Source organism: Pararhizobium sp. IMCC21322 (assembly GCF_030758295.1).
Classification (GTDB): domain Bacteria; phylum Pseudomonadota; class Alphaproteobacteria; order Rhizobiales.
Window position 1 is genome coordinate 546230 of sequence record NZ_CP132335.1, and the last position, 23932, is coordinate 570161.

The 23932-nt window shown below is 53.9% G+C and carries 18 protein-coding genes and 1 tRNA gene; 13 read left to right on the top strand and 6 right to left on the bottom strand.

Translation table 11 applies throughout. The features are described 5' to 3' along the window. Nucleotides 1–45: 45 nt before the first annotated feature. Nucleotides 46–4824, bottom strand: coding sequence for an NAD-glutamate dehydrogenase (locus RAL91_RS02770; RefSeq protein WP_306259512.1), 4779 nt, complete (start codon nt 4822–4824; stop codon nt 46–48). Between the two features lie 287 nt (nt 4825–5111). Between RAL91_RS02770 and RAL91_RS02775 the strand changes: the two genes are divergently transcribed. Both RAL91_RS02775 and RAL91_RS02780 read left to right on the top strand, forming a co-directional pair. Beyond that, entirely contained in the window at nt 5112–6071 is a 960-nt protein-coding gene (locus RAL91_RS02775; protein ID WP_306259514.1) for an AEC family transporter, read from the top strand. 73 nt (nt 6072–6144) lie between these two features. After that, on the top strand, nt 6145–6672 hold the full coding sequence (locus RAL91_RS02780) for an NADPH-dependent FMN reductase (RefSeq protein ID WP_306259516.1): 528 nt from the start codon (nt 6145–6147) through the stop codon (nt 6670–6672). Nucleotides 6673–6724: 52 nt separating this feature from the next. On the opposite strand, the gene RAL91_RS02785 is transcribed toward RAL91_RS02780, so the two are convergent. Then, nucleotides 6725–7627, bottom strand: coding sequence for a DMT family transporter (locus RAL91_RS02785; protein ID WP_306259518.1), 903 nt, complete (start codon nt 7625–7627; stop codon nt 6725–6727). Nucleotides 7628–7664: 37 nt separating this feature from the next. After that, nucleotides 7665–8540, bottom strand: a complete 876-nt coding sequence (gluQRS, locus tag RAL91_RS02790; protein WP_306259520.1) for a tRNA glutamyl-Q(34) synthetase GluQRS — start codon at nt 8538–8540, stop codon at nt 7665–7667. A gap of 68 nt (nt 8541–8608) precedes the next feature. Here gluQRS and RAL91_RS02795 point away from each other — a divergent pair, with 68 nt between their 5' ends. The 4 genes from RAL91_RS02795 to RAL91_RS02810 all read left to right on the top strand — a co-directional run bounded on the left by RAL91_RS02795 (nt 8609) and on the right by RAL91_RS02810 (nt 10907). Beyond that, a complete protein-coding gene (locus tag RAL91_RS02795) occupies nt 8609–9268 on the top strand; it encodes a DNA-3-methyladenine glycosylase (RefSeq protein ID WP_306259521.1) in 660 nt (219 codons plus the stop codon). Nucleotides 9269–9306: 38 nt separating this feature from the next. Beyond that, nucleotides 9307–9534, top strand: a complete 228-nt coding sequence (locus tag RAL91_RS02800; RefSeq protein ID WP_306259523.1) for a hypothetical protein — start codon at nt 9307–9309, stop codon at nt 9532–9534. Between the two features lie 12 nt (nt 9535–9546). Then, nucleotides 9547–10209 (top strand): alpha/beta hydrolase, encoded by a 663-nt coding sequence (locus RAL91_RS02805; RefSeq protein WP_306259525.1) that lies wholly within the window; start codon nt 9547–9549, stop codon nt 10207–10209. Nucleotides 10210–10349: 140 nt separating this feature from the next. After that, a complete protein-coding gene (locus RAL91_RS02810; RefSeq protein ID WP_306259526.1) occupies nt 10350–10907 on the top strand; it encodes an HNH endonuclease in 558 nt (185 codons plus the stop codon). 15 nt (nt 10908–10922) lie between these two features. Here the strand turns inward: RAL91_RS02810 and RAL91_RS02815 are convergent, their stop codons facing one another. Next, the gene (locus RAL91_RS02815) at nt 10923–11471 is read right to left on the bottom strand and encodes a disulfide bond formation protein B (RefSeq protein ID WP_306259528.1); all 549 of its coding nucleotides are present in this window, start codon (nt 11469–11471) and stop codon (nt 10923–10925) included. Between the two features lie 13 nt (nt 11472–11484). Continuing rightward, complete coding sequence (locus RAL91_RS02820) at nt 11485–12123, bottom strand: YqaA family protein (protein WP_306259530.1); 639 nt, start codon at nt 12121–12123, stop codon at nt 11485–11487. Between the two features lie 101 nt (nt 12124–12224). On the opposite strand from RAL91_RS02820, the gene RAL91_RS02825 reads away from it, so the two are divergent. The 3 genes from RAL91_RS02825 (at nt 12225) to RAL91_RS02835 (ending at nt 14691) form a co-directional block, all read left to right on the top strand. Then, nucleotides 12225–12309: transfer RNA gene (locus tag RAL91_RS02825), tRNA-Leu, on the top strand. Nucleotides 12310–12497: 188 nt separating this feature from the next. Continuing rightward, nucleotides 12498–13691 carry an integrase arm-type DNA-binding domain-containing protein gene (locus RAL91_RS02830; RefSeq protein WP_306259532.1) on the top strand — a complete coding sequence of 398 codons (1194 nt, stop codon included), beginning with the start codon at nt 12498–12500 and terminating at the stop codon, nt 13689–13691. Between the two features lie 55 nt (nt 13692–13746). Next, nucleotides 13747–14691 (top strand): hypothetical protein, encoded by a 945-nt coding sequence (locus tag RAL91_RS02835; RefSeq protein WP_306259533.1) that lies wholly within the window; start codon nt 13747–13749, stop codon nt 14689–14691. Here RAL91_RS02835 and RAL91_RS02840 read toward each other — a convergent pair. After that, nucleotides 14663–15417 (bottom strand): IS5 family transposase gene (locus tag RAL91_RS02840; protein ID WP_371932440.1). Its coding sequence is split into 2 segments (ribosomal slippage): nt 14663–15073 and nt 15076–15417, totalling 753 coding nucleotides; the frame shifts between segments, so codons are not numbered across the junction. The two genes, RAL91_RS02835 and RAL91_RS02840, sit on opposite strands and share 29 nt — an antisense overlap. Nucleotides 15418–15501: 84 nt before the next feature. Between RAL91_RS02840 and RAL91_RS02845 the strand changes: the two genes are divergently transcribed. The 4 genes from RAL91_RS02845 (at nt 15502) to xerC (ending at nt 23868) form a co-directional block, all read left to right on the top strand. Then, nucleotides 15502–15669: a hypothetical protein gene (locus RAL91_RS02845; RefSeq protein ID WP_306259535.1), complete on the top strand. Its 168-nt coding sequence runs from the start codon at nt 15502–15504 to the stop codon at nt 15667–15669. A gap of 874 nt (nt 15670–16543) precedes the next feature. After that, complete coding sequence (locus tag RAL91_RS02850) at nt 16544–22069, top strand: DUF4011 domain-containing protein (protein ID WP_306259536.1); 5526 nt, start codon at nt 16544–16546, stop codon at nt 22067–22069. 100 nt (nt 22070–22169) lie between these two features. Continuing rightward, a complete protein-coding gene (locus tag RAL91_RS02855) occupies nt 22170–22385 on the top strand; it encodes an AlpA family transcriptional regulator (RefSeq protein ID WP_306259537.1) in 216 nt (71 codons plus the stop codon). A 466-nt stretch (nt 22386–22851) separates the two neighbouring features. Next, nucleotides 22852–23868, top strand: coding sequence for a tyrosine recombinase XerC (xerC, locus tag RAL91_RS02860; RefSeq protein ID WP_306259538.1), 1017 nt, complete (start codon nt 22852–22854; stop codon nt 23866–23868). Nucleotides 23869–23932: the final 64 nt, after the last annotated feature.

The following is a 23932-nucleotide window of genomic DNA, read 5'->3' on the forward strand; positions in this document are numbered from 1 at the left end:
CTGATAGACGCCTGGCCGGTTTGGCTGGTTAGCCCAACGGGTTGATCAGCTTCCTGCCAGATCCGATAACAACCCGGCCGCAACAGCGAGTTTGGAAACGGTGAGTGTGCCGCTTTCAACAACGCCTTCGACGGCCTGACTGGTCCGCTTTACTCCAACGCCCTGATCTGCAATCCACACGGTAATGTCAACCTTGCTGGCGGGACTAGCTGTCAGCACATCGGATGTGATGGCCCGGTGGGCTTCTCCCAGAACCTGTCGCGCACGCTGCACGGCAAGACCATCGAAATAATCAGTGATCGGAATACCCTGCGCCAAGGCGTCCAGACGCCCCAGTTTAAACAGACCGGCAACCTCCAGATAGGCTTCCGCTGCCTGCTGTAGCGAGCGTTTGCTGTTCTGCGCAATCAGTACGATATCGGGCAACATGGCTTCCAGTTGCAAGCTTGAAATGCGTTCGGCCAGAGCTGCAGGAACGCCGCCTTTCACAAAGCGTGATTTTGCGTCGGCAACCCGATTTTTCAGATAATCCGGCAGATAGGGCGTCAGCGTACCGCGCAAAGTGCTGATGCCGGTGGCAAAATTCTCCACCACACCGGCAATTCCCTGGCTCATATCTGCATTTTTCAGGAACCAGATGATCCGGTCGATCAGTAATTCGCGCACTTGCGCATATAATTCGAGCTGCAACTGACCATCAATTTTTGTGTCCAGACCATCGATCGCCTCATTCAATTCGGTTAGTCCGAAACTGTCGCGGACAATAGCAAAGGCGCGGGTGATTTCAGCAGGGGCGGCGCCGCTTTGATCAGCGACCCGTGTCAAAATCGTTGCACCACCGCGATTGATGAGTGAGTTGGCCAGCATGGTGGCGATGATTTCCCGCCGCAGTCTGTGAGCCGAAATCTCGTCCACATAGGACTTGGCCATTTTCTTTGGAAAATAGCGGAACAGCTCTTTGGCAAGATAAGGATCATCCGGCACATCCGAGGCCAGAAGATCATCAAACAGCACAATTTTGGCATAGGCCAGCAGCACGGCAATTTCAGGCCGCGACAGGGTCTCGCCGGTGGTCAGTTTTTCATTCATGGCCGCGTCATCGGGCAGCAATTCGACCGCACGATCAAGCAACCCCCGATCTTCCAGCTGGTCCATCAACCGTGCCTGGAAGCCAAAATCATCCATCCCCTCACGCTCGGTCAAAGACAGGGACAGGGTCTGGAAATAATTGTTACGCAGAACCAGATCGGCCACTTCATCGGTCATGGAGGCAAGGAAGCGATTGCGCTTTTTCAGATCAATCTTTTCGCTGCGGACGGCAGCGCCCAGCGCGATCTTGATGTTGACCTCCATATCGGAGGAATTCACACCTGCCGAATTATCAATCGCATCCGTGTTGATCCGGCCACCGATCCGGTCATATTCAATGCGGGCTCTTTGGGTGACGCCCAGATTTGCGCCTTCCCCAATGGATTTCGCCCGAACCTCGGGTGCCGTAATGCGAATGGCATCATTGGCCTTGTCGCCGACATCCGCATCGGATTCTGTCGTGGCGCGGATATAAGTACCAATACCGCCGAACCACAGAAGGTCGGTATCCAGTTTCAAAATGGCTGTCAGAATCTCATTGGGTGCTGCCTTGTCGGCAGACAGGCCCAGAAGTTGCTTGATCGGGGCTGACAGGGGAATGGATTTGGCGCTGCGCGGGAACACACCACCGCCCTTGGAAATGAGTTTTGTATTGTAATCCTGCCAAGAGGACCGGCCCATATCAAACAGCCGTTTGCGCTCTTCCCAGCTGCTGGCCGGATCAGGGTCAGGATCAATGAAAATGTCCCGGTGATCGAAAGCCGCCACCAGTTTTGTTGCCTTGGACAGCAGCATGCCGTTGCCGAACACATCACCTGACATATCGCCGACACCGCAGGCGGTGAAAGGCTCAGTCTGAATATCCCGGTTCAGTTCACGGAAATGGCGCTTGACTGCCTCCCAGCCACCACGGGCGGTAATGCCCATTTTCTTGTGGTCATAGCCGACGGAGCCACCGGATGCGAAAGCATCGCCGAGCCAGTAATCATGCGCTTCGGAAATGCCATTGGCTGTATCGGAAAACGTGGCTGTTCCCTTATCCGCGGCGACAACCAGATAGGGATCATCCGGCTCAAGGCGCAGCACATTTTCGGGCGGCACCACCTTGTCGCCATCCAGATTATCGGTGATATCCAGAAGACTGCTGATGAAAATCTTGTAAGCATCGCGACCGGCTTCAAACCAGGCCTCGCGTCCGGCAGCCGGATCAGGCAGTTGTTTTGGATAGAAACCACCCTTCGAACCAACGGGCACGATGACCGCGTTCTTGACCTGTTGCGCTTTCACCAGCCCCAGAACTTCCGTGCGGAAATCCTGTGCCCGGTCTGACCAGCGCAGCCCGCCGCGCGCGACTTTGCCAAAGCGCAAATGCACGCCTTCGACATCAGGGCTGTAGACGAAAATTTCCCGGAAAGGACGTGGCGCAGGTAGTTCCTCCACTTGACGGGAGTTGATTTTCAGCGAGATGACGCGCCCGGGCCGACCGTCTTCATCCACTTGATAAAAATTCGTTCGCACGCTGCTTTTGATGACATTGGCAAACCGCCGCAAAATACGGTCATCATCCAGACTGACCACATCATCCAGTGCTTTGACAAACCGGTTAAAGCAGGCCTCTTCCGCTGCCGGATCAGCATTGACCGGGTCAAAGCGCGCATGGAACAGAGTGACCAGCTCACTGGCAATCGCACTGTAGCGGTTCAGGGTGGACCACATGTAATCCTGCGAGAACGGAATGCCCGCCTGGCGCAGATAGCGTGAGACAGTGCGTAACAACGCAATGTCGCGCCACGCCAGCCCGCCATTTAAAATCAGCGCATTATAGCCGTCATTTTCTGCCCGGCCTTGCCAGATCGCCAGAAAGCAGTCGGTCAGCTTCGTGCCTAATGCCGATATATCCACGGCACCGGAATTGGCCTGTAACGTCATGTCATAAAGAAAGACTGACGGGTTGCCCGTTGGTTTGATCTGATAGGTCCGTTCATTGAGCGCGGCAAAGCCCATATTTTCCAGCAAGGGAACCCGCTTTGACAATGGCAGGGCTTGCCCTGCCGCATAGACTTTGAGGCTGACACGATCATCTGGCATGTCGTCCTGACGGCCGAAGGAAATCGAGATGTCTTCCCCTTCGCCCATGGCATCAAGGCGATTGATATCATCAACAGCCTGTGCGCCGGAAAACGCATCCTGATAGGCAACCGGGAAGGCCCCTTCATAAATGCCAGCGCTTGAGGAGCCAAGAGCAGTGTTCAGACCATCATCCCAGGTGCGCACAATATCGCTGATCTGTGCTTCAAGCTCAGCTTGATCGAGTTTCGGAGTTTCGCCTTCCGAGCGTCCGATAATGAAGTGGACGCGGGCCATATTGCCTTCCGGGAAGGCAGGATAATAGGCGGAGAGGCGGCCCTGATAGACCGTTTTCAGATAATCGCCGATGCGTGTGCGCACTGTGGAATTGTAGCGATCACGCGGCACATAGACCAGAACCGAGACAAAGCGGTCAAACTTGTCGAGCCGGGACAGAACACGCAGGCGCGGACGCTCGTCCAACTGGCGAATTTTGTCAGCAAATTCGGACAGTGTGTCCAGATCAATCTGGAACAATTCATCGCGCGGATAGCTTTCAGCCACATTCAACAGGGCCTTGCCGGCATGGCTGTCCTTGTCGAATTCGGAGTTTTCCAGCAGCATTTCAACTTTTTTGCGCAGCATCGGTATTTGCTTCACAGAGCGCGTATAGGCGGTGGAGGTAAACAGGCCGACAATGCGCAATTCGCCTGATAATTTGCCTTTGTCGTCAAAGGTCTTGATGCCCACATAATCCATATAGGTCGAGCGGTGGACCCGTGATTTAACATTGGCTTTGGTAATGATCAGCGGCTCGGGGGCCATGAAGAATGCGCGGATTTCCGGCGTCATCGTCACAAGCTCACGGCCACGGCGCAGAACGTGCACATCGGGATCGCGCAAGATACCGAGGCCGCCATCATCGTTGCGTTTCAGCGTGCCGCGTTTCGGGCCACCGGAAAATGCATAATCACGCATGCCAAGGAAGGTGAAATTCTGATCCACCAGCCATTGCAGAAAGGCAACCGCCTCATTGATTTCGTCTGCAGGAAGTGGTGGCGGATTGGTTTTGTAATTCAGGATGGTCTCTTCGAGACGCAGCAGCATGGACTTCCAGTCCCGCACGGCCATGCGCACATCTTTCAGCATCAGATGAAGGTTTTTCTCCAGCGCGTCCTTTGTATGGGGATCGGCAAATGCATCAATCTCGATGTGAATCAGGCTTTCACGAATGGCGCGGGCCTGAGGGCCTTTTTTATGATGGGCTTTCAGCCCTTCCAGTGCGCCCTTCTTGTCGCGGGTAACAGACAGAACCGGGTGCAAAACAAGAGCAATATCAGCGCCCGCCTTTTGCAGTTCAGACATGACGCTGTCGAACAGAAACGGCATATTGTCGTTGACGACCTGAACGCTCAGACCTTCTGGCCGTGCCTTGGATTGCTGAATCGAGACAATTTCCGTCTCGGTCTTTCGGCGCAATAATTGATCATGCGCATTGCGGACAATCGCAACAAGCGCATCGTTGGAGAAGGCTGCAATATCTTCCGACGCTGCATTTTCAAACAACAGTCCGGCAAAATCCGCGAGCGGCTTTTCTTTGCTTTTCGTGAAGGCTGCTTTGACAGTTCGAATGATGCTGTCACGAGTCTTGTCTTTGGCCAGTGTCATCACGGCTCCCCATTTACGCTTCCCGGAATCCATCTGATATGCTTCTCAGAACGGACTGTGCAATGCAATGTCTGCGATTACCTCGCATTGTTTTGTAAACAGCCTATCGTGAAAGATGAGTCAATGCGAGTGTCTGCAAGCTCAGATGAGAACGGAAAGCTCAATGGGTTGGTCCTTTGGCAGGCGATGCAATCCTAAAGTGTGTTTTCGCTGTCAACTCGTCAGTCCACCTTGTCACAGCAATGCGGAAAGGGATAAGTAGACCATCCAACATTAGAAAGTCTCCCTTGGAACTGGTTATCTCAATCGTATTGCCGGTCTTTGGTCTGATCGGTCTTGGCTGGCTGTCGGCTCACAGCGGCTATCTGAAAATGACAACCGGCGACGGATTGATTGATTTCGTCTTTCGCATCGGCATTCCGTTGCTGATCTTTCGCACCATCGCCTCTGCCGATTTTACCGGCGTGCAACCCTGGAGCCTTTGGGCCAGTTATTTCTCGGGCGTTGTGATTGCGTGGGTGCTTGGGACGCTGGTCATCCGCCGGGTGTTTCAGCGCGATGCGCGGGCAGGTGTTGTCGGCGGTGTTTCATCAGCCTTTTCCAACACGGTTCTGATTGGCATTCCCCTGATCTTGCGGGCTTATGATGATGAAGGTGCCGCCGCGATTTTCCTTCTGATCTCAATTCATCTGCCACTGATGATGCTGACCTGCACCCTGTTGCAGCAGCGTGCCATGCGGCTAGATGGTCTGCTGGACAGGGAAACGGGTATTATCGAGACATTGAAAGTGGTGGTGCTGGGTCTTGTCAAAAATCCAATCATCGTGGGCATTGTCGGCGGGGGATTGTGGTATCTGGTCGGTCTGCCGCTTGCCGGTCTGCCCAAAACCCTGATTGGTTATCTGGCCGATGTGGCTGGAGCGCTGGCCCTGTTCGCCATGGGCATGCAGCTCCGCCGCTACGAGGTTTCCGGCAACATACTGCCAGCTATCTATCTTTCGATCATCAAATTGAGCGTCATGCCCGCCATCGTTCTGGTGGCTGCGCTTTACATTTTCCCGCTGCCGCCCTTATGGGTGAAAGCGATGGTCGTAACCGCCGCATGCCCTGTCGGGGTCAACACCCTGTTGATTGCGGATTACTTCAAAACCGGGCAGGCACTGGCCTCCAACACCATCACAATTTCCACCGGCCTCAGTGTGGGAACCATGGCGCTGTGGCTGTATATTGCCGAGCTCGTGGTCTGAGGTTTTTTAATTGGGTTTCCGAAACACCAAAGCGACCATTGCACCGAATCTCGGCCTGACATAACTCTGTGACATGAAAATTCTAGCGATTTCCGGCAGCGGGCGAGCGGCCTCAACCAATACGGCCATGCTGCACGCTTTGTCCGCAATGGCCCGGCCAGACAATCAGATTGTCGTGTTTGATCGCATTTGCGATTTGCCAGTCTTTTCCCCGGATATGGAAGCCGTGGCATTGCCGCAACCGGTCCAGAACTTTGCCGATCTTGTTCGGGACAGCGACAGCATGATCGTAGCAAGCCCGGAATATGTCAGAGCCATTCCGGGCGGACTGAAAAACGCCATCGACTGGCTGGTGTCGCGCGATGAAATCATTGGAAGGCCAATTGCTCTGATGCATGCCTCTCATCGGGGCGATGATATGCTCCAACAACTCCGGTTGGTCTTGTCCACGGTCAGTACACGTTTTTCTGCAGACATCTTTTTGCGGTTTGACCTGATGAAGCGGTCACCTGAAGAGATTTTGAATTTTTTTCAGTTGCCGCCGAACAGGCGGGCGATGGCAGGTTTCCTCAGTGAATTCTCGGAGTTTTGTCAACAATGATCGCTCTGGGTGATGAGATTGATGCCAGCACATTGTCTGGAGATCCACAAGTTCAGCGGTTCATTTTCAGGGATCGCTCGCGCAAAATAATAAAAAGCCCGCCGCCCACGATCAACAGAACCCCGGGGAACAACCGGTCAAACGGTGTTTCTGAAAAGAAAAGCCACCCCAGAGAAAATGAAAAGGGTATGGCGAAATATTCAAACGGGGACAGGCTGCTGGGTTCTACCGATCTGTAGGCGGAAATCATACAAAAGGCAGCAATGCTTCCAGCTATGCCCATGACGCCCAACCACAGCCAATCTATTAAGCTTCCAATGGGGACAAATCCACCGGTGAAGACGACCAGAGCGACTGCGCCAATCAGCGCGCCGGTGTTGTAATAAAGATTGATCAAAGCTGTCGGTACGGCGTCGTCAAACAGGTGAGCTGAGACGCTGATACTGGCAAATCCTGCAGCCGCGCAGAGCGGAAGAACCGCATACCAGGTAAAGTCGGGAGCCGTGGGCTGCATCACCAGCAAGACGCCGGCAAATCCAATCAGCACTGCCAGCCATCGCGCCAGACCAACCTTGTGACCCAGCAAGGGAATGGACAGCGCTGTTACGAATAAGGGGCCGGCAAACAGGATTGTCGTGGCAGTGGCAAATTCCAGATGAAAGATCGCAAGGTAAAAACTCACCTGGGCAAAGGCACCGATCCCGCCACGCGCAAATGCCAGCTTCCATTGCCGTATGACCAATGGTCTGCCTGCCTGAACCCATTTTGGTGACCACAGAAGAATGAGAAGAGTTGGGATAAACCCGAACAAATTGCGAAACATCGAAAGCTGCGGGGTCGGATATGACTGGCTCAGATGCTTTATGATCGCGCCCATAACGTCATAAAGCATGATCGCCAGTAAAATGGTGGCGGCAGCGAAAAGAAATGATGTCTGTTTGTTTTGGGCTTCCACCTAACGCGTATCCTTGCGCCCCCGGCAAAGGATGGCTTTAGCCATCCACCCATCCGATTTGCTCAAACAGTTGATCGCGGGTCATGCCTTCGGCCCGCAAGGCCCTCAGTGAAATCGATTTGTCAGACTTTGACAGCTTCTTGCCAGCATCATCCAGCACCAGACGGTGGTGATGATAGATTGGTGCCGGGAGACCCAGCAGTTCCTGAAGCACACGCTGAACGGTGGTATTTTCCTGCATATCCGTGCCGCGCACAATGTGGCTGACACCGATCAGATTATCATGCACCACGGTTGCAAACGTGTAGACATCATCACCGGATTTGGCGCGCAAAACCACGTCACCCCAATCGGAAATGGCCCGCTCTTGCTGTGTGGTTGAACCGTCAGCATCAAATTCCGTCCACACGACAGTTTCCCGGCCCAACGTCTCAGCCACCGAGCTCATTCGCAACCGTTCGGCCGCATCGCCATTGCTGGCAGTGTCCTGCGGGCTTTTGGGATAGAAGGGCGCACCATCCGGGTCCTTTGGCCAGGGCGTTCCGGTCTCGCGTTCATGTGCGCTCGCTGCATCCTTGATCTGCTTGCGCGACAGCCGCGCCTGAAAGGTCTGTCCTTTCAGACGCAGTGTTTTCAGACAGGCATCAATTTCGCCGCGGGCAGTGGTAAAGCGCAGCGGATCGCCAGACCAGGTAATGCCGAGCCAGGCCAGATCATCCAGTATCTGTGCTTCATATTGTGGCCGCACCCGGCCACGATCCGTATCGTCAAACCGCAGCAGAAACACGCCACCCAGTTGCTCTGCCATGCGATGGTTGGTGAGGGCCGATAGGGCGTGGCCAATATGTAACTCGCCATTGGGGCTGGGCGCAAAGCGGAAAACAGGTTGCAGGTCGGGTACGTTCTGGGACAAAACAGGAGCCTCTCAATTGGGCCGCCAACATGGCGCACTTCCCGATAAACGCCAAGGTGTTATGCGACATGCAACCCATTCGTTGCCAGGAAGATGTGAATAAGGGGCTGGAAGCGCTGCTGGCGAAAGATCCGTCCCTGCAAACTCTCGCAGATCAGATTGGCACCGTGCCGCTGCGTTTGCGTGAGCCGGGCTTTGAGGGTCTCGCCCGCATCGTCAATTCGCAACAGATTTCCGTTGCCAGCGCCAATGCCATTTGGGCGCGGCTCAGCGCGTTGGTTGATCCATTTATGCCGCAGGTGCTGCACGCCCTGTCTGATGAAGCTTTGCTGGGTGCGGGGTTGTCACGACCAAAACTGAAAACCATGCGCGCGCTGTCCCAAACCTGTCTGGCCGGGCTTGATGTGGAACGGCTGGCCCAACGCCCGGCCAAGGACGCCCGTGCCGCACTTACAGCCATTCATGGCATTGGTCCCTGGACTGCCGATATTTTTTTGATGTTCTGTGCCGGACACCCGGATATTTTTCCGGTCAAGGATGTGGCCCTCCAGGCCATTGCGCAGGAGGTGCTGAATTTGAAAAAGCGCCCCAGCGAAAAACACCTGACGGTTCTGGTGCGGCGCTGGTTGCCGCATCGCTCTGTTGCAGCGCGGCTGTTGTGGGCTTATTACGGACTTCAGAAATCTGCCTCAAAAGACAATGCCGCCACAAGCCGCCTCCCAATTTAGGGTGCGGACCCTTTATGGGTGATGAAATAGCAGAACAAATGGCAAAGAGATGCAAGGAAATGCGCGCAGAGCGGGCTTTCTGCCCGGTCAAGCGCTTTGACGCCGCAGGTCGCAGCCATTTTTCTGTCCATCAAGGATCGGGCCTGTTTGCCCGCAGCCCGCGTCGCAAAGACTTGAAAGTCTTCAGACTTCCTGCTTCTTTGCTCCTGGTCTGCAAACAAACCGATCCCGACTATTTCACCACCCATAATGGGTCCGCACCCTAGGAATTTTGTATTATGACCGCACCCCTTCTCGACGGACCACGCCTTGCCCCCCAATCCGGCGGCGCAGCAAAGCAGTTGATTGTTTTTCTCCATGGCTATGGATCCGATGGCAATGATCTGATCGGGATTGGCGATCAATGGGGAGCGCTTTTGCCGGAGGCCGCCTTTGTCTCGCCTCATGCGCCGGAAGCCTGCGCCATGGCCCCTGTCGGGCGGCAATGGTTTCACCTCACCTTGCGCGATCCATCGGAATATTGGCGCGGTGTTGTGGCCGCGAGGTCGGCTTTGGACGCATTCCTGGATGCGGAGCTGACCCGGCTGGGTCTTACCGACAAGGACATGGTTTTGGTCGGTTTCAGCCAAGGCTCAATGATGGCCATGCATACCGGCGTGCGCCGCAAAACCCCGCCGGCCGGCATTGTTGCCTATTCCGGTCTGCTGGCAGGACCTGAACATCTGCAGGCGGACCTGACGGGCAAACCGCCGGTGTTTCTGGCCCATGGCACCCATGATGAAGTGGTGCCCTTTGCCTTGATGGGCGCTGCCGAATCAGCCCTGAAAGCGGCAGACGTTCCGGTTATCAGCCACGCGGCACAGGGCATGGGCCATGGCATTGACGGCGCAGGTCTTGCCATGGGTGTGGCCCATTGTCAGCAGGTTCTGAAAGGCGCCTGACCCCTGACAGGACACGGCCTGACACGCCATATGTTGTGTGCGACGTAAAAGCGCTTCACAAGACTGACATAGTGATTATACATTATGCCGTGAATTGCAGAGCGTTGGCACTGTGCCCCCGCGATGTAAAGGAGCGTAGTGTGACTAAACATGTGTCACTCGATGCCCATCCGGCATTGGTGCTGAATGCGGATTTTCGTCCGTTGAGTTATTATCCGCTGTCGCTGTGGTGCTGGCAGGATTCTATAAAAGCCGTCTTTCTGGAACGGGTGAACATCGTTTCCGAATACGATGTCTATGTGCATAGCCCATCGACAAAAATGCGGGTGCCAAGTGTTGTCAGCCTGAAGGATTACGTTCAGCCCTCGCGCTATCCGGCCTTCACACGGTTCAATGTTTTTCTGCGTGACAAGTTTCAATGCCAGTATTGCGGCTTCGACAGGGATCTGACCTTTGACCATGTGATACCGCGCTCCAAGGGCGGCATAACAAGCTGGGAAAACGTCATCACCGCTTGTGCGCCCTGCAATCTGCGCAAGGCCAACAAGACGCTGAAACAGGTTGGCATGAGTGCACGCAGCCGGGCTATTCAGCCCACTGTGCATGAGCTGCATAATAATGGGCGCTATTTCCCACCCAACTATCTGCATGATAGCTGGATGGATTATCTGTATTGGGATGCAGAACTGGAGCCCTGAGCGCCAGTTTCTCGATCAAGCGTCCGGATCAAGCACTTCCATTTTTGGTGGCAGAAAAGCTGCCAGCAGGCCAAGTGCGCCCAGCATCATGGTGGACACAGCGTTCCATCCGGCAAAGGACAGGCCAAGGAACCGCCCGGCAGCTTCCGTACAGCTGATCAGCTTCACAGTTTCCAGTTGGGCCAGCAAAGTGCTGGTGTCATCTGACAGGACGGCATTGCCGCCACAATCGGTGGGTCCTGGCCAGAATGCCCATTCCGCACCAGCATGATAAATCGCCAGATAAAGGCCCCAAGCCATGCAGATGGCAAAGTTGAAAAACAGCAGCCGACCCAGCTTTGACCACGAATTGAGCCTGGTCACAATCAGCGCCGCTATCAGCATTGGTATGCCAATATAGTAGGGAATTCGTTGTTCCAGGCACAGGGCGCAGGGAATATAACCGCCGATCAGCTGAAAGCTCCAGGCTCCGCCAATCGCGGCCAAAGCCAGCAGCAGGGCCAGAAGGCCAACGCCCATACGCGCGCCTGCGCTGTTATCTTTCCGAAGCGGCTTGTCACTCACGTGTCCAAATTCCTTAAATCATGTAGCGGGCGACCACAAAGCCCCCCACCAGAATTGCCAGCGATACGGCAAACACAAGGCCAAGCCGCTTTTCAATAAAGGTTCGAACCGGCGGCCCGAACACATAGATCAGGCCCGCCACGGCAAAAAACCGAATGCCGCGGGCTACAATGCTGGCAAGTATGAACACGGGAAGGCCAAGCCCGGTTGCGCCGGAGGCAATGGTAATCACCTTGAACGGGAACGGCGTCAAACCGGCCATCAGAACCACCCAGACGCCCCATTCATTGTAACGTTCGGCAAATTCATCAAACTTGTCCGCATAGCCATAAAAGCCAAGAATCGGTTGCGCCACCGTTTCAAACAGCAGGGCGCCAATGGCATAGCCCAGCAGCGCACCCAGCACCGAAGCCACGGTACACAAAAACGCATACCACCAGGCTTTTGCCCGGTTGGACAGTACCATGGGGATCAGCAGCACATCCGGCGGAATGGGAAACACCGAGCTTTCAATGAAGGACACAAAGGACAAAGCCCATGCTGCATTTTTCTTCGCGGCCAGTTCCAGCGTCCAGTCATAGAGACGGCGCAGCGGAGAAGGGGTCGGAGCCGGAACCGGAGTAGGCGATTGGGAAAATTTTTCATCTGTCATGGCGCTCCTTTATCAAACGTCACGACCCAAAGAAAGGGACTTGTGCATCACCCGCACTTTCGGTTAATCAGTGCGCACCAGTTGCAAGTAACTGCTCAAGTGCCCCTTTGGCGGAACTGGTAGACGCGCGGGATTCAAAATCCCGTTCCTTCGGGAGTCCCGGTTCGATTCCGGGAGGGGGCACCATCGGCTCGTTTGAGAGCGTCCGGAAAATCCCTCAAAACCTCACGTAAACCTAAAGAAATAGCCGTTTGTAGGCATCATGTTGTCGGATGTGATCCGAAGTAGTGTGTTGGCATCCGAGGAGTTTGTTGGTATCGTTGTTGGTATATTGCAGAATATCAACACTTCATTCGGAATTGAGATACCAACAAATGCCGTTGACTGACGCGAAACTGCGAGCCCTGAAGCCAGAGGCAAAGCCGACAAAGCACAGTGATAGCGGTGGGCTGCATGTGTTGGTTACGCCAACTGGCTCGAAGCTCTGGCGCTTGTCTTATCGCTATGCGGGGAAACAGAAGACGCTGGCGCTTGGAAGCTATCCGATTATTTCTCTTATTGAAGCTCGGCAGAAGCGTGATGTTGCAAAAAAACTGATTGCAGATGGAAATGACCCGGCGCTCCAGGCCAAGCTGGAAAAGGCGCAGCGCAAGCATGCTCATTCAAACACCTTCAATGTGCTTGCAGACAAGCTTTTGGAGAAGGATGAAAGGGAAGGCAGAGCGCCCGCAACACTGAAAAAGAAGAAATGGTTGCTGGAGCAGGCGCGTCCAGACATTGGCAACAGACCGATCTCCGAAATTTCCGCGGCTGAAATCCTGGTACCTTTACGAAAGGTGGAAGCAAAAGGAAATTTGGAAACAGCAAGGCGCATGCGCTCGACGATTGGAGAGGTATTCAGACTCGCGATTGCAAACGCATTGGCTGAAAATGATCCGACCTTTGGACTGAAAGGCGCATTAACAACACCAACAGTCCAACATCGCGCAGCTTTCACGACAGAGCGCGAATTTGCAGGATTGATCCGGGCTGTTTGGCAATATGACGGCATGCCAGAAACACGGGCGGCTTTGCAGTTGATGGCTCTACTTTATTCAAGGCCAGGAGAATTACGTCATGCGGAGTGGTCCGAATTCGACTTTGACAGCAATTCATGGACGATACCTGCATCCAGGACCAAAACACGTAAAGAGCACAAAAAGCCATTGCCAAGCGCTGCAATCAAGATTTTGCAGGGACTGCGGAATTTAACGGGACATAGAACATTGGCGTTGCCCTCGGTGCAGTCGCCTTTGAGGCCCATGAGTGAGAACACATTTAATGGAGCTTTACGTCGTCTTGGGTTTGCCAAGAACGAGGTGACTGCGCACGGGTTTAGAGCCTCAGCGTCATCGTTACTGAACGAAAGTGGGCACTGGTCGCCAGATGCCATAGAGGCCGAACTGGGGCATGTGGGTGCAGATCAAGTCAGGAAGGCATATCACAGAGCTCTTTATTGGGAAGAGCGCGTCAGGATGGCTGAATGGTGGGCTGGTCAGATCTGCGCATTCTCGGTGCCATTGCGATAGTTGACAATAATTCTGAGTAGGAGTTCGATATTGCATCTTAGAATCGATGCGACGGATGGTATTTGCTTTGCGCTTTCCTTCATTTGACCCGATAGAATATTTAGTGACAGCCAAATTCGGAAAAGTTTTGGCATCAAAGAGCGATGGCCTTGAGATTCAATTATCGCCCGAGCGGATGGCACGTAAAGGTGGATTGACGAAGCAGAAATTAGAGGAGGCGGCTGCATACCGCAGGGAACTGGCGTCTAAATCAGAGGAAGAGCTTTCGGGTCTGGTATCGGCAGAAAAATTGCAACAACAGTTTATCGCCAAGATTCAGGCTGAAGCGAAAGAGAAAAGCCACAGTTTCAATAAGCCGGCTGCATTTGCAAACATACGTACCTATTCGTATTGGGTGAAGGCCGCCTACTGGAATATTGATGAAGCAACGGCGTTATTCTTGGGAAGAAATCCTGAACGAGTAAAATTAAAATGGTTGGATAGCCTCCGGCTTGTGTCAACTTTTGCGGGCGAATTTTTGGCGTTACACGAACTAATGTCACGTGCGGTGCACATGAAGCAATTGGGACATCAGAACAGCCCAGGTCACGTCGTCGCGTGGGTACAGAGAAATAGAATTGAAATTCCGCTGGAGCTAACCGCAGAGATTGAGGCCCATGGAATTCAAGTTGCCGATTGGAAGACATGTTATGATTTAGCAGAGTCAAAGGTAGATAAACTAGCTGAAGAACTGCAAGGAGCGCGCGAAGCAAACATAAATGGTATCAAGGACCATACCGAATTTATTAGCCGTTACCAGAATGATCACAGGGCTATTTGCGACGCATATGAGCAAAAAGCGAAGGAACGTGAGGCGATGATTGCCGAGCTCCAAGAGACCATTTCAGGCCTCGCCAAAAGCTCCTCGGGAAAAGAGTTCTCGCCCGATGGCAGAGAACAAAAGACGCTCTTGAAGCTAGGGTCCGGACTCTTTACAGCCACCATACCACGGATGCGATGAGGCACAGTGCAGCCATATAGGTTTTGAGTTTTCGGTCATAGCGGGTTGCTATTCGTCGGAAATCCTTGAAGCGATTGAAGGTGCGTTCGATGATGTTTCGCTCACGGTAGAGTTTCCTGTCGTAGTGATATTGGATTTTGCGATTTGAGCGTGGCGGAATGACTGGAATAGTGCCACGGGACGTCAGCCAATCACGAAATGCCGTGCTGTCATAGCCCTTGTCAGCGATAAGATGTGTTGCAGGTGGCATGGCTGCCAGACATTGATGCGCTGCCTTGTGATCACTGGTGTTTCCTGGAGTTATCGCCAGAACACACGGCCTTCCACGTCCATCGGTCACGCAGTGGATTTTGGTCGTTCTTCCGCCTTTTGATAAGCCGATACCATGAGCCAAGGCCCCCCTTTTGCACCACTTGAAGAGCGGTGCGCCTTGACGATTGTACTATCGATCATGAGCCTGTCCGGAACATCTTCACGCCCCGCAAGTGCGGAGAAAATATCTTCCCATATGCCGCGTTCTGCCCAGCGTTGGAACCGATTATACAGGGTTTTCCTGGGACCGTAATCAGCAGGAGCGTCCACCCACCGACCGCCGGAGCGGATGACATGGACAATGCCACTCAAAACACGGCGATCATCAACACGTTTCAAGCCACGTGTGTTGCTTGGCAATAGTGGTTCAATACGAGCCCATTGTGCATCGGAAAACCAAAACAAATCAGACATTTGCAATCCTCCAAAAAAGGGGATTGAATCACATAACAAAACAATTGGGAATCCCGTTAAAGGGTCTGGACCCTAGTCATTGGAATGGCGATAGAGCAATATAATTACAATCATACAGGCGCGCGCAACACCGCTATCAAACAGATCAAAGATGATCTGGAAGCCCATGAGTTAGCTGTCAGTGAAAACACAATTCTCAAATGGCTGCGCGAAGGAGCAGAACTTCTTCCTACTAGGCTGAAGGATAGTTAGTCACCCTGAACTACAATTTATATCATTGACCTAACTGATATTAGTTTGGTCGGAAGGCGGATGCGGTTGTGCTGAGTGAAGAGGAACAAATGTTTCTTGAAAGTCAGGATTGGCGGCACAAAGTGTCATGTTCATTGTCTGATCGTTGCCGTACGGTCCTGCTGCGCAGCGAAGGATTGCCGAGCAAAGCAAACTTCACATGTTCGTCGCCATAAACTGCACATTGAAATTTGCTTTCGTCAAGCTGGAGGAGAAAGCAAATAGGGTCGCCTCGACTGCTTTCCTGAACGCACATGTCGAGGCGATACCCTACAAGATTCACACTGTCCTGACTGATAACGGAAACCAGTTTGCTGACCTGCCGAAAAATAGGGATGACCCCACCGCACGGCGGCGTGGCCATCCTTTTGATCGCGCCTGCCGGCAAGATGACATAGAGCACAGGCTCACAATGCCCGACCCACCACATCCCGGGACTGGACACCCAGATACAGTTGCTGGGTAAATTCATATCGTTTGGTTGAATGCATGTCTGCTCACTCAGGTGAATAGATTGTAGAACACGTCATCATCAACTTTATGGTTGCTTCACCGGCCCTGCTGGATATGGTGTGAAACGAATAAAGTAAAATTTGCAGCAAGAATTTCACAGTTCTGCATCCAATAGTTGCATGGCCGCGAAATGTTCCTGAGATTTAGTCTGAACGCTCCAGGGGCGAAGACGTCTCGCTTGGAGGTATTGCTGAGGATGCTGAGGGGCCCGACGGTTAGGATTTAGTGACGTCGCGTAGAAACTGCGCTTTCAAGCCGCTGCCATCGTTGGCCTAGCAAAGCAATCACAACAATTAACTCTTGTTTAGAAGAAAACAACTAAGTGCCGAATCCATCAGATACCGATAGCAATTTAGCAGATCCGTCGATCATTGAACTTGTAGCGGAACGCCTTCAGGAACTGCGTAAACGCCTGTTAGATGCTTCTCGCAGGAACCCTCTCGTATCGATACCTTTTCGACCAAATTCCACAAATATCCTGCGTGTTGTGGATGAACTGCCTGACGTTTTGCGCTTCAATCTTGCAAGCGGTACATCGATGCGTCTGGTTGCGCTGCCAGCCCTAGAAGTGGAGCTGCCGGATGAGCAGACCGACGCATTTCTGGACGCGCTTTACAGGTTACGTAACGAAGACGAGGAATACCTCGCGGAAATCGAGGCGCTCGACTCTGAGGCCCAAGACTTTGAGCAGATGACGCTCGATCTTGAACGGGCGCTGAAGGACCGCTTGCGGGCGGACCTTGGTCTGCCGCAGCGTCAGACCAAGGAAAAGCTGTCTCTGGCGGAGCACGCAAAGGCTCATGGAGTTTCCCCCTCATACAGCCTGCCCGTGCCCGAGGAAGAGCACGAAGATGGACGGCACAATGATACCGATATCCAGACCTTAATATTGCCCGATAAGCTTAGCAGGGTTGCAAAAGGGATCTTGGAAAAAGGGCGTGGTTTCGAGCGGGAAACTGGCGTCAACGTGCTGCATGTCGCTTTTGGTCTGCTGGAATGGAAAAGCCCTGACGATCGCGACAACTATGTCAGCCCGCTGCTTTTAATGGAAATCCGTATTACCCGCAAACAATCGCCGCGGGGATCAGAGTTTCACTTGGTCGGGGAAGGCTCGATTTCGGTAAATACAACTCTAAAACAGAAGCTTTTCAGTGAGCACAGGTTGGACCTGCCGGAGTACATTTCGGGCAGCGTCGAGAATTATTTTGCGGAAGTCGCTGATGCCGCCCCGCCAGGTTGGGAATGGTCGGTACGCAGGGAAGTGGCAATCGGCATTTTTCCATCATCCAAGATCGCCATGTATCACGATCTCGACCCCGCCAAGCGCCCGGTGGCGGAAAATGAAGTTATTGGCCGCCTACTGGCGACCTCCGGCAGTGGCAAAGCTGCTTATGCCGATGTCTACAGCACCGATGATCCAGAGATAACGCGCAAGGTTCCTTACCTCGTGATGGATGCGGATGCCTCTCAGTATTCCGCGTTGGTGGATGTGGCTGATGGCGCTCATGTCAGCATTGAAGGCCCGCCAGGATCCGGCAAGAGTCAGACAATCGTGAATCTCATTGCTGCCGCCCTTGCGGACAACAAGAAGGTTCTTTTCGCTGCGGAAAAACTGACTGCCCTCGACGTAGTGAAAAATCGACTGGAGGCCGCGAGTCTGGGCGAGTTCATTTTACCGCTTCAGGCCGGCCGGGGCACTAAGGAGAAAATCTACAACAGTCTCGAAGAGCGACTGTCGATGGGACAGGCCGACGAAGACGCCCGCCGTAAATTTGCCTCGCGGCGGGGTGCACTCGAGCAGCGCCTCAGGGTGTTGCAGGACTATCTTGATGCCCTGTCAGCGGACTTTGGGAGCTCCGGATATTCGGTCTATGATGTAATCGGCTACGGCATCACCACTAGTGATGATCGTGACAGCGTACCCAAGGCAGTCCGACGGATATCCGTGCCGGACTGTGAAAGGCTAGGGATGGCGCAGATCGAGACAATCATCAGTGACGCTGAAAGCCTGGCTGAGCGGCTGGGGCGGGTTAACCGGATGCCGGCGTTCTGGCTCGATTCGGCGGCCATGATCCTTAACCGCGATGACGCCGAGGACGTCTGTGAAAGCCTCGATGGTCTCGCCGGTCGGATGGAGGCGTTCATTTGCCGGGTCGCCGAATCTATGGCGGCACCACTAATTGCGCAGGACCCCTTTGCCGCAGGTTTCCCGAATCTTCTCGATCTTCTTCACAAGATCGAGACCCGGGGTTCCGAGGTCGACCCGGACATGGTCGAGAGACTGTCGGACCCGGCCGCGCGACTGGCCGTTCAGGACCTCTGCAGCCAGATTCGGGAGCGTCGGACCCTTACAGCGCAGCTGATGCGTCACCTGAAAGAACCTGAAGCCTGGAACTTACTGGACCAGATGCGCAGCGCGCTCAGTTTTGCGAAAACTCAGGGAGACATCATCGATCCATTGGCCCATAGTCGGCGTATCGAAGAAATACGGGTGAAGCTGGAGGACCTGTATCAGCAACACAGCCTCGCGGCAGACCTGCCGGGCGACTGGGCTGCGCGGACGGAACGTCCCCTCTCGGTTATTCACGGTGAAGCAAGCCGCTTAGTGGCCTCTCCAGATCACGCGCTGGCGTTCCGCAGAGCAGACCCCAAACGGGTGGCAGGGGGTCGCGCTGAAAAGCTCAAAGAGGGGGCCCGGGATCTCAGTGAAAAACTCGGATATATCCAGCAGGCTCTGCCTCATGCTGGTAAGCATGCTGAGAGCCATTTGCGACGCGCGGCTGCAACGATTGCAAATGCCGGGATGTTCCGCTTCATGTCGGGCGAGTTCAAAGCGGCGCGCAACTACTATGTGAATATTCTCGGTGGTTCCGCGAAAGACGATCGCAAAACCATGGTGGAGCGTCTGAAAGCCTACGCGGACTGGCTCGGCAAGGAACGGGCTTTTGCCGGGGATGCCGACTTCTGGCAGAGCTTCGGAGAGACCTTCGTCAGCCTATCTACAAATCTAAACAAGATCGATGAGATGGTGGCGTTGCATAATCTCTGCGATGAGATCTCTGACGGCGATACCAAACTTTACATGGCCCTGGAGGAGGCGGATCTTTCCAAGGTTGAGAACTTCGTGGAATACGCGGGTTGGTCGAGGTTTTCCCTGAGTGAGTTGAAGGTCGAGATCGAACTTCTCAAAGGCCGCCTCACCTGTGAGGAGGCCCTAGAAAAGGCAGCCGGTGCACATCGCGATCTTTTTACCGGTGTGACCGCGGTGCCGCAGGAGGCCATCGCAGATATGTTGCAGTGCAAGGAGCGCGAGCAGGAATTGACGGTTCTGATCGAGCGGTCTGAGGCTGCGGACGTGATAGGTGACCGATTCGCCGGCACCAGAACACTCACCGAAACGCTCATTGTCGAATGCTCGGTTGCGGAACTGGTGGCCGGAGCCGCCGACCCCGTCTTCATTCTGTCGGCACTGAAGTCCGGCGCTGTAGGATCGCTTGTCACCGAGGTGGCAGACCTTACGAAGGAGCGGGAGGCGATTGATGCCGAGACGGCATCAATCAGCCTGATGCTGCAGTTGCCGGAAGATCTGGCAACGCCTGATGCGCTGTCGGCTCGCCTGTCGGACCTGCGCGCTGCGGCCGCGGATCCCTCCGGGCTCATGGAGCGAGCCCGCCTGCGCAGGAGTGAAGACATGCTGCGCGACCAGGGATTTGGCAAGCTGGTGGACTGGGTTCTGTTGGAAGGCGAGGCCTTCGATCCGGCCCGGCTTGCCCCAATCGTGCGATCCATCATTGCCAAGTCGATGGCCGACAGGGCTTATGAGATCCACGACGCGAGCCTGCGGGGGTCCAATGGTGCGGACTTCGACCGGATCCGCGCCGAGTTCGTCGAAAAGGACCGGCTTTTGATCCGGATGTCCCGGGAAGTGGTACGCAACCACTTAGTTGGCTCTGCAAACCCGCCCTCCGGTAACAGTATCGGCCGTAAATCGACTTTCACTGAAATGAGCTTGATACGCAATGAGATGGGTAAGAAACGCAACCAGATAGGCGTCCGGGAGCTGACTCGTCGCGCGGGGCGGGCCTTGCTGGAGCTCAAGCCTTGCTGGATGATGTCACCACTAGCCGTGGCCAATTACCTCCACGACGGCATGACCTTCGATCTGGTGGTCATCGATGAGGCCTCTCAGATGACACCGGAAAATGCCATTGGCGCGCTCAGCCGTGCCCGGCAGGCGGTGGTCGTGGGGGACACCAAGCAGCTCCCGCCCACCAGCTTCTTCCAGAAGATTCTCGATGATGGCGATGTGGATGAAGACCTACGTGAGGACAGCGAAAGCGTGCTCGACATGGCCAATATGGCTTTTCGCCCGGTGCGTCAGCTTCGCTGGCACTACCGATCGCGTCATTCGGCGCTCATCCGTTTCTCAAACGAATGGATGTATGACGGCAAGCTGACAATCTTCCCCTCGGCCCGCGAGGATGATCCGGAATTCGGCGTCCACCTCGAAGAGGTCCCCGGCATCTATAAGGGGCGCACTAATCAGATAGAGGCGCGCGCCATTGTGACAGCGGTTGTGGCCCATATGCGCGATGCGCCAGACCTTTCACTCGGAGTCTGTACCATGAACTCGGACCAAAAGGAGCTTATCCGGGAGGAGTTCGAGCGTGAACTGGAACGCAACCACCACGTCCAGGCCTATGTGCGCGAGTGGCAGGAGCGTAATGACAGCCTCGAGGAGTTCTTCATCAAGAACCTCGAAACCATCCAGGGGGATGAACGCGACGTGATGTTCATCTCAACACTCTATGGACCCGAAGCGGCCGGCGGGCGGCCGCACCAGCGGTTCGGACCGATAAACTCTGCCCACGGGCACCGCCGGCTAAATGTTCTCTTCACCCGCGCCAAGCGCAAGATCGTAACCTTCACATCACTCAGGCCCACCGACATTCTGGTCAACGAGAGCAAGAATCGGGGTGTCCAGATGTTCCGGGCGTGGTTGGAGTACTGTGCGACGGGCAATATCCCAGACAAAGCCGATACCGGCGGCGGAGAGGCGGAAAATCCGTTTGAGGATTATGTCATCACTCAGATCGAAGCGCTTGGTTGCGAGGCCGTTCCGCAGGTTGGTGCGGCCGGTTACCGGATAGATATCGGCGTACGCCATCCGGACTGGCCCTATGGCTACCTGTTAGGTGTCGAATGCGACGGTGCGAGCTATCACTCCTCAAGTTCCAGCCGCGACCGGGACCGTTTGCGCCAGGAGGTTCTGGAAGGCCTTGGGTGGCGTTTTCATCGAATCTGGTCAACAGACTGGTTCAATGACACCAGAACACAAGTAGAGAGGCTGAAAGAAGCTATCGACGCCGCATTGGAGGCTGCACAGGCCGAACAAGCGACGAAGGAATCTCTGAACAAAAAAACTGTTTTGGCTAAGCGTCCGGAGGAAGAGAACCTTGAGTCAGCACGAGGGCGGAATGATACGGTTGATGTGCTCCTGCCTGACGAACCAGCCGCTCAAACTCGCCTTTTCGACGACGAAGAAAACGCCAATCCGGAAACACCAGCTTCAGTCAAGCTGGAAGTTTCCACCGTGCCCGCAGGAGCAAATGGCACAGAGGAATTTGAAACAATCCGGCTTGGAAGCAATGTGAAGATTGAGAATCTGTCAGAAAAGGGCCGTATGTTCGCCTTCACGCTAGTTAACGAGGGCAATGATCTCGATAACGGCAAACTGAGTGTGCATGCGCCTCTTGGCAGTGCGCTAATCGATTGCCAGGTGGGAGATACGATTGAGTATCAGGTGGGTGTTGAAATCAAAGAGGTCCGAATTCTGGAAGTTACCTAACTCGATCTATTTCAATTGCGATTGGCAATAACTCAGTTGGGCCTCTTCCCGCATTGCATCTGAAACAACCATCTCGTTCCAATTAAGACGAGGTGGCACCATGCCAGACGAACTCCATTTTCCCAAAACAGGCTTCGTACGCCTGAAACAAATTCTCTCCCCTATTGGCCCAATCCCAGTCAGCAAGTCCACCTGGTGGGCTGGCATCAAGGATGGCCGCTTTCCCAAGCCTGTTAAGCTTGGTTCTCGCATTACTGTTTGGCATGCTGAAGACATTCAGGCGCTGTTCGACGCAGAAAAGGCTGGCGATGCCTAAGAAGGTTTCATCTCGCAGCCTTAAGGCTCATCGCACATACACGGTATTGGAATTGGCAGAGACGCTTGGCGTCACTGTCGGAACCGTTCGGGCTTGGATCAGACAAGGCCTTCGGACGCTATCGTCAAAACGTCCAATTCTGATCGTTGGTTCCGATGCCAAGGAATTCTTGGATAGCAGGAAAAAACCAACCTCACGCCGATTGCATGACAATGAGTTTCATTGCTTGAGCTGTGGCACTCCCATACGCGCGTTAGGAGATCTTGTTGATTGCACCCTCCAATCTGAAACAACAGCACGCCTTTCCGCCATCTGTGTGGGTTGCGAAAAGATGGTCTGCCGAATGATCAGCCGCGCCGATCTGGCCGGTTTTGAGCGGGTTTTCGACATTTCCTATCGCGATGTTTCAGCGACCTAAACGATAGCCACAATTCTCACTCTAATCGCTACTTGGAAAGGATATAAAATGCCGCGCAAAGTGAACGAAGAAAATGAACGGATTAAACGCCAGTACCTCACCTATCAGAGAGAGGCTCGCGGAAGGGATCAAAAAACCATCGACATGATTGCAAGCGCACTTTTTGATTTTGAAAAAAGCACAGGCTTCAAGTCGTTCAAGGCCTTTCGGATTGAACAAGCCATAGCCTACAAACAAAAGCTTTCGCTAGCCACTCATCAGCGTACGGGCAAGCCTCTTTCAAAGGCTACCATCAGCAGCCGCCTGCGTATGATCAAACCCTTCATAGTCTGGTTGGCAGACAAACCTGGTTACAAGTCTCGGATCTCATATGGCGATGCGGAGTATTTCAACCTGAATACAAAGGACATGCGAGTAGCACATGCTCGCCGCGATATTCCTTATCCTACGCTTGACCAATGCCGTCATGCCTTCCTGTCGATGCCAGACAAAACCATCTTCGACAAACGAGATAAGGTCATTTTCGCAATCCTCATGATCACAGGTATCAGAGACGGTGCTCTGGCTTCACTGACGCTGAAGCGCATCGATTTGGTAGAAGGCTGTGTTCATCAGGACGCCAGAGACGTAAAAACCAAGGCGTCCAAGACTTTCACGTCATGGTTTCTACCGGTTTGGGATGAGTATCGTGCTTGTGTTGAGGATTGGGTTCGTTTCTTGCGTGAAGAAATGCTGTTTGGCTACGACGATGCATTGTTTCCCAAGCCGCAAAGGATTGTCGGAAAAAATGGTTTCGGAGTCTCAGGCCTTTCCAAAGAGCCATATGCCAGCGCCACGAAAATCCGCGAAATTATCAAGGAAGCTTTTACCCGAGTGGGTCTGCATCCCTTTACGCCTCACAGTTTCCGTAAAACCTTGTCCTTGTGGGCCGATAAGTACTATCCGTTGCATGAAGAGTTTAAGGCGTTTTCTCAAAATATGGGGCATGAAAATGTGGCAACGACAGTGAACTCCTACATTCCGGTTTCTCGCGAGCGACAGGCGGAATTGATTCGAGGGAAATAGAAATTTTTGTTGGAAGGCATAAAACGACTTCACACAAACTTTGTCATTTGCCGATGAATGGATT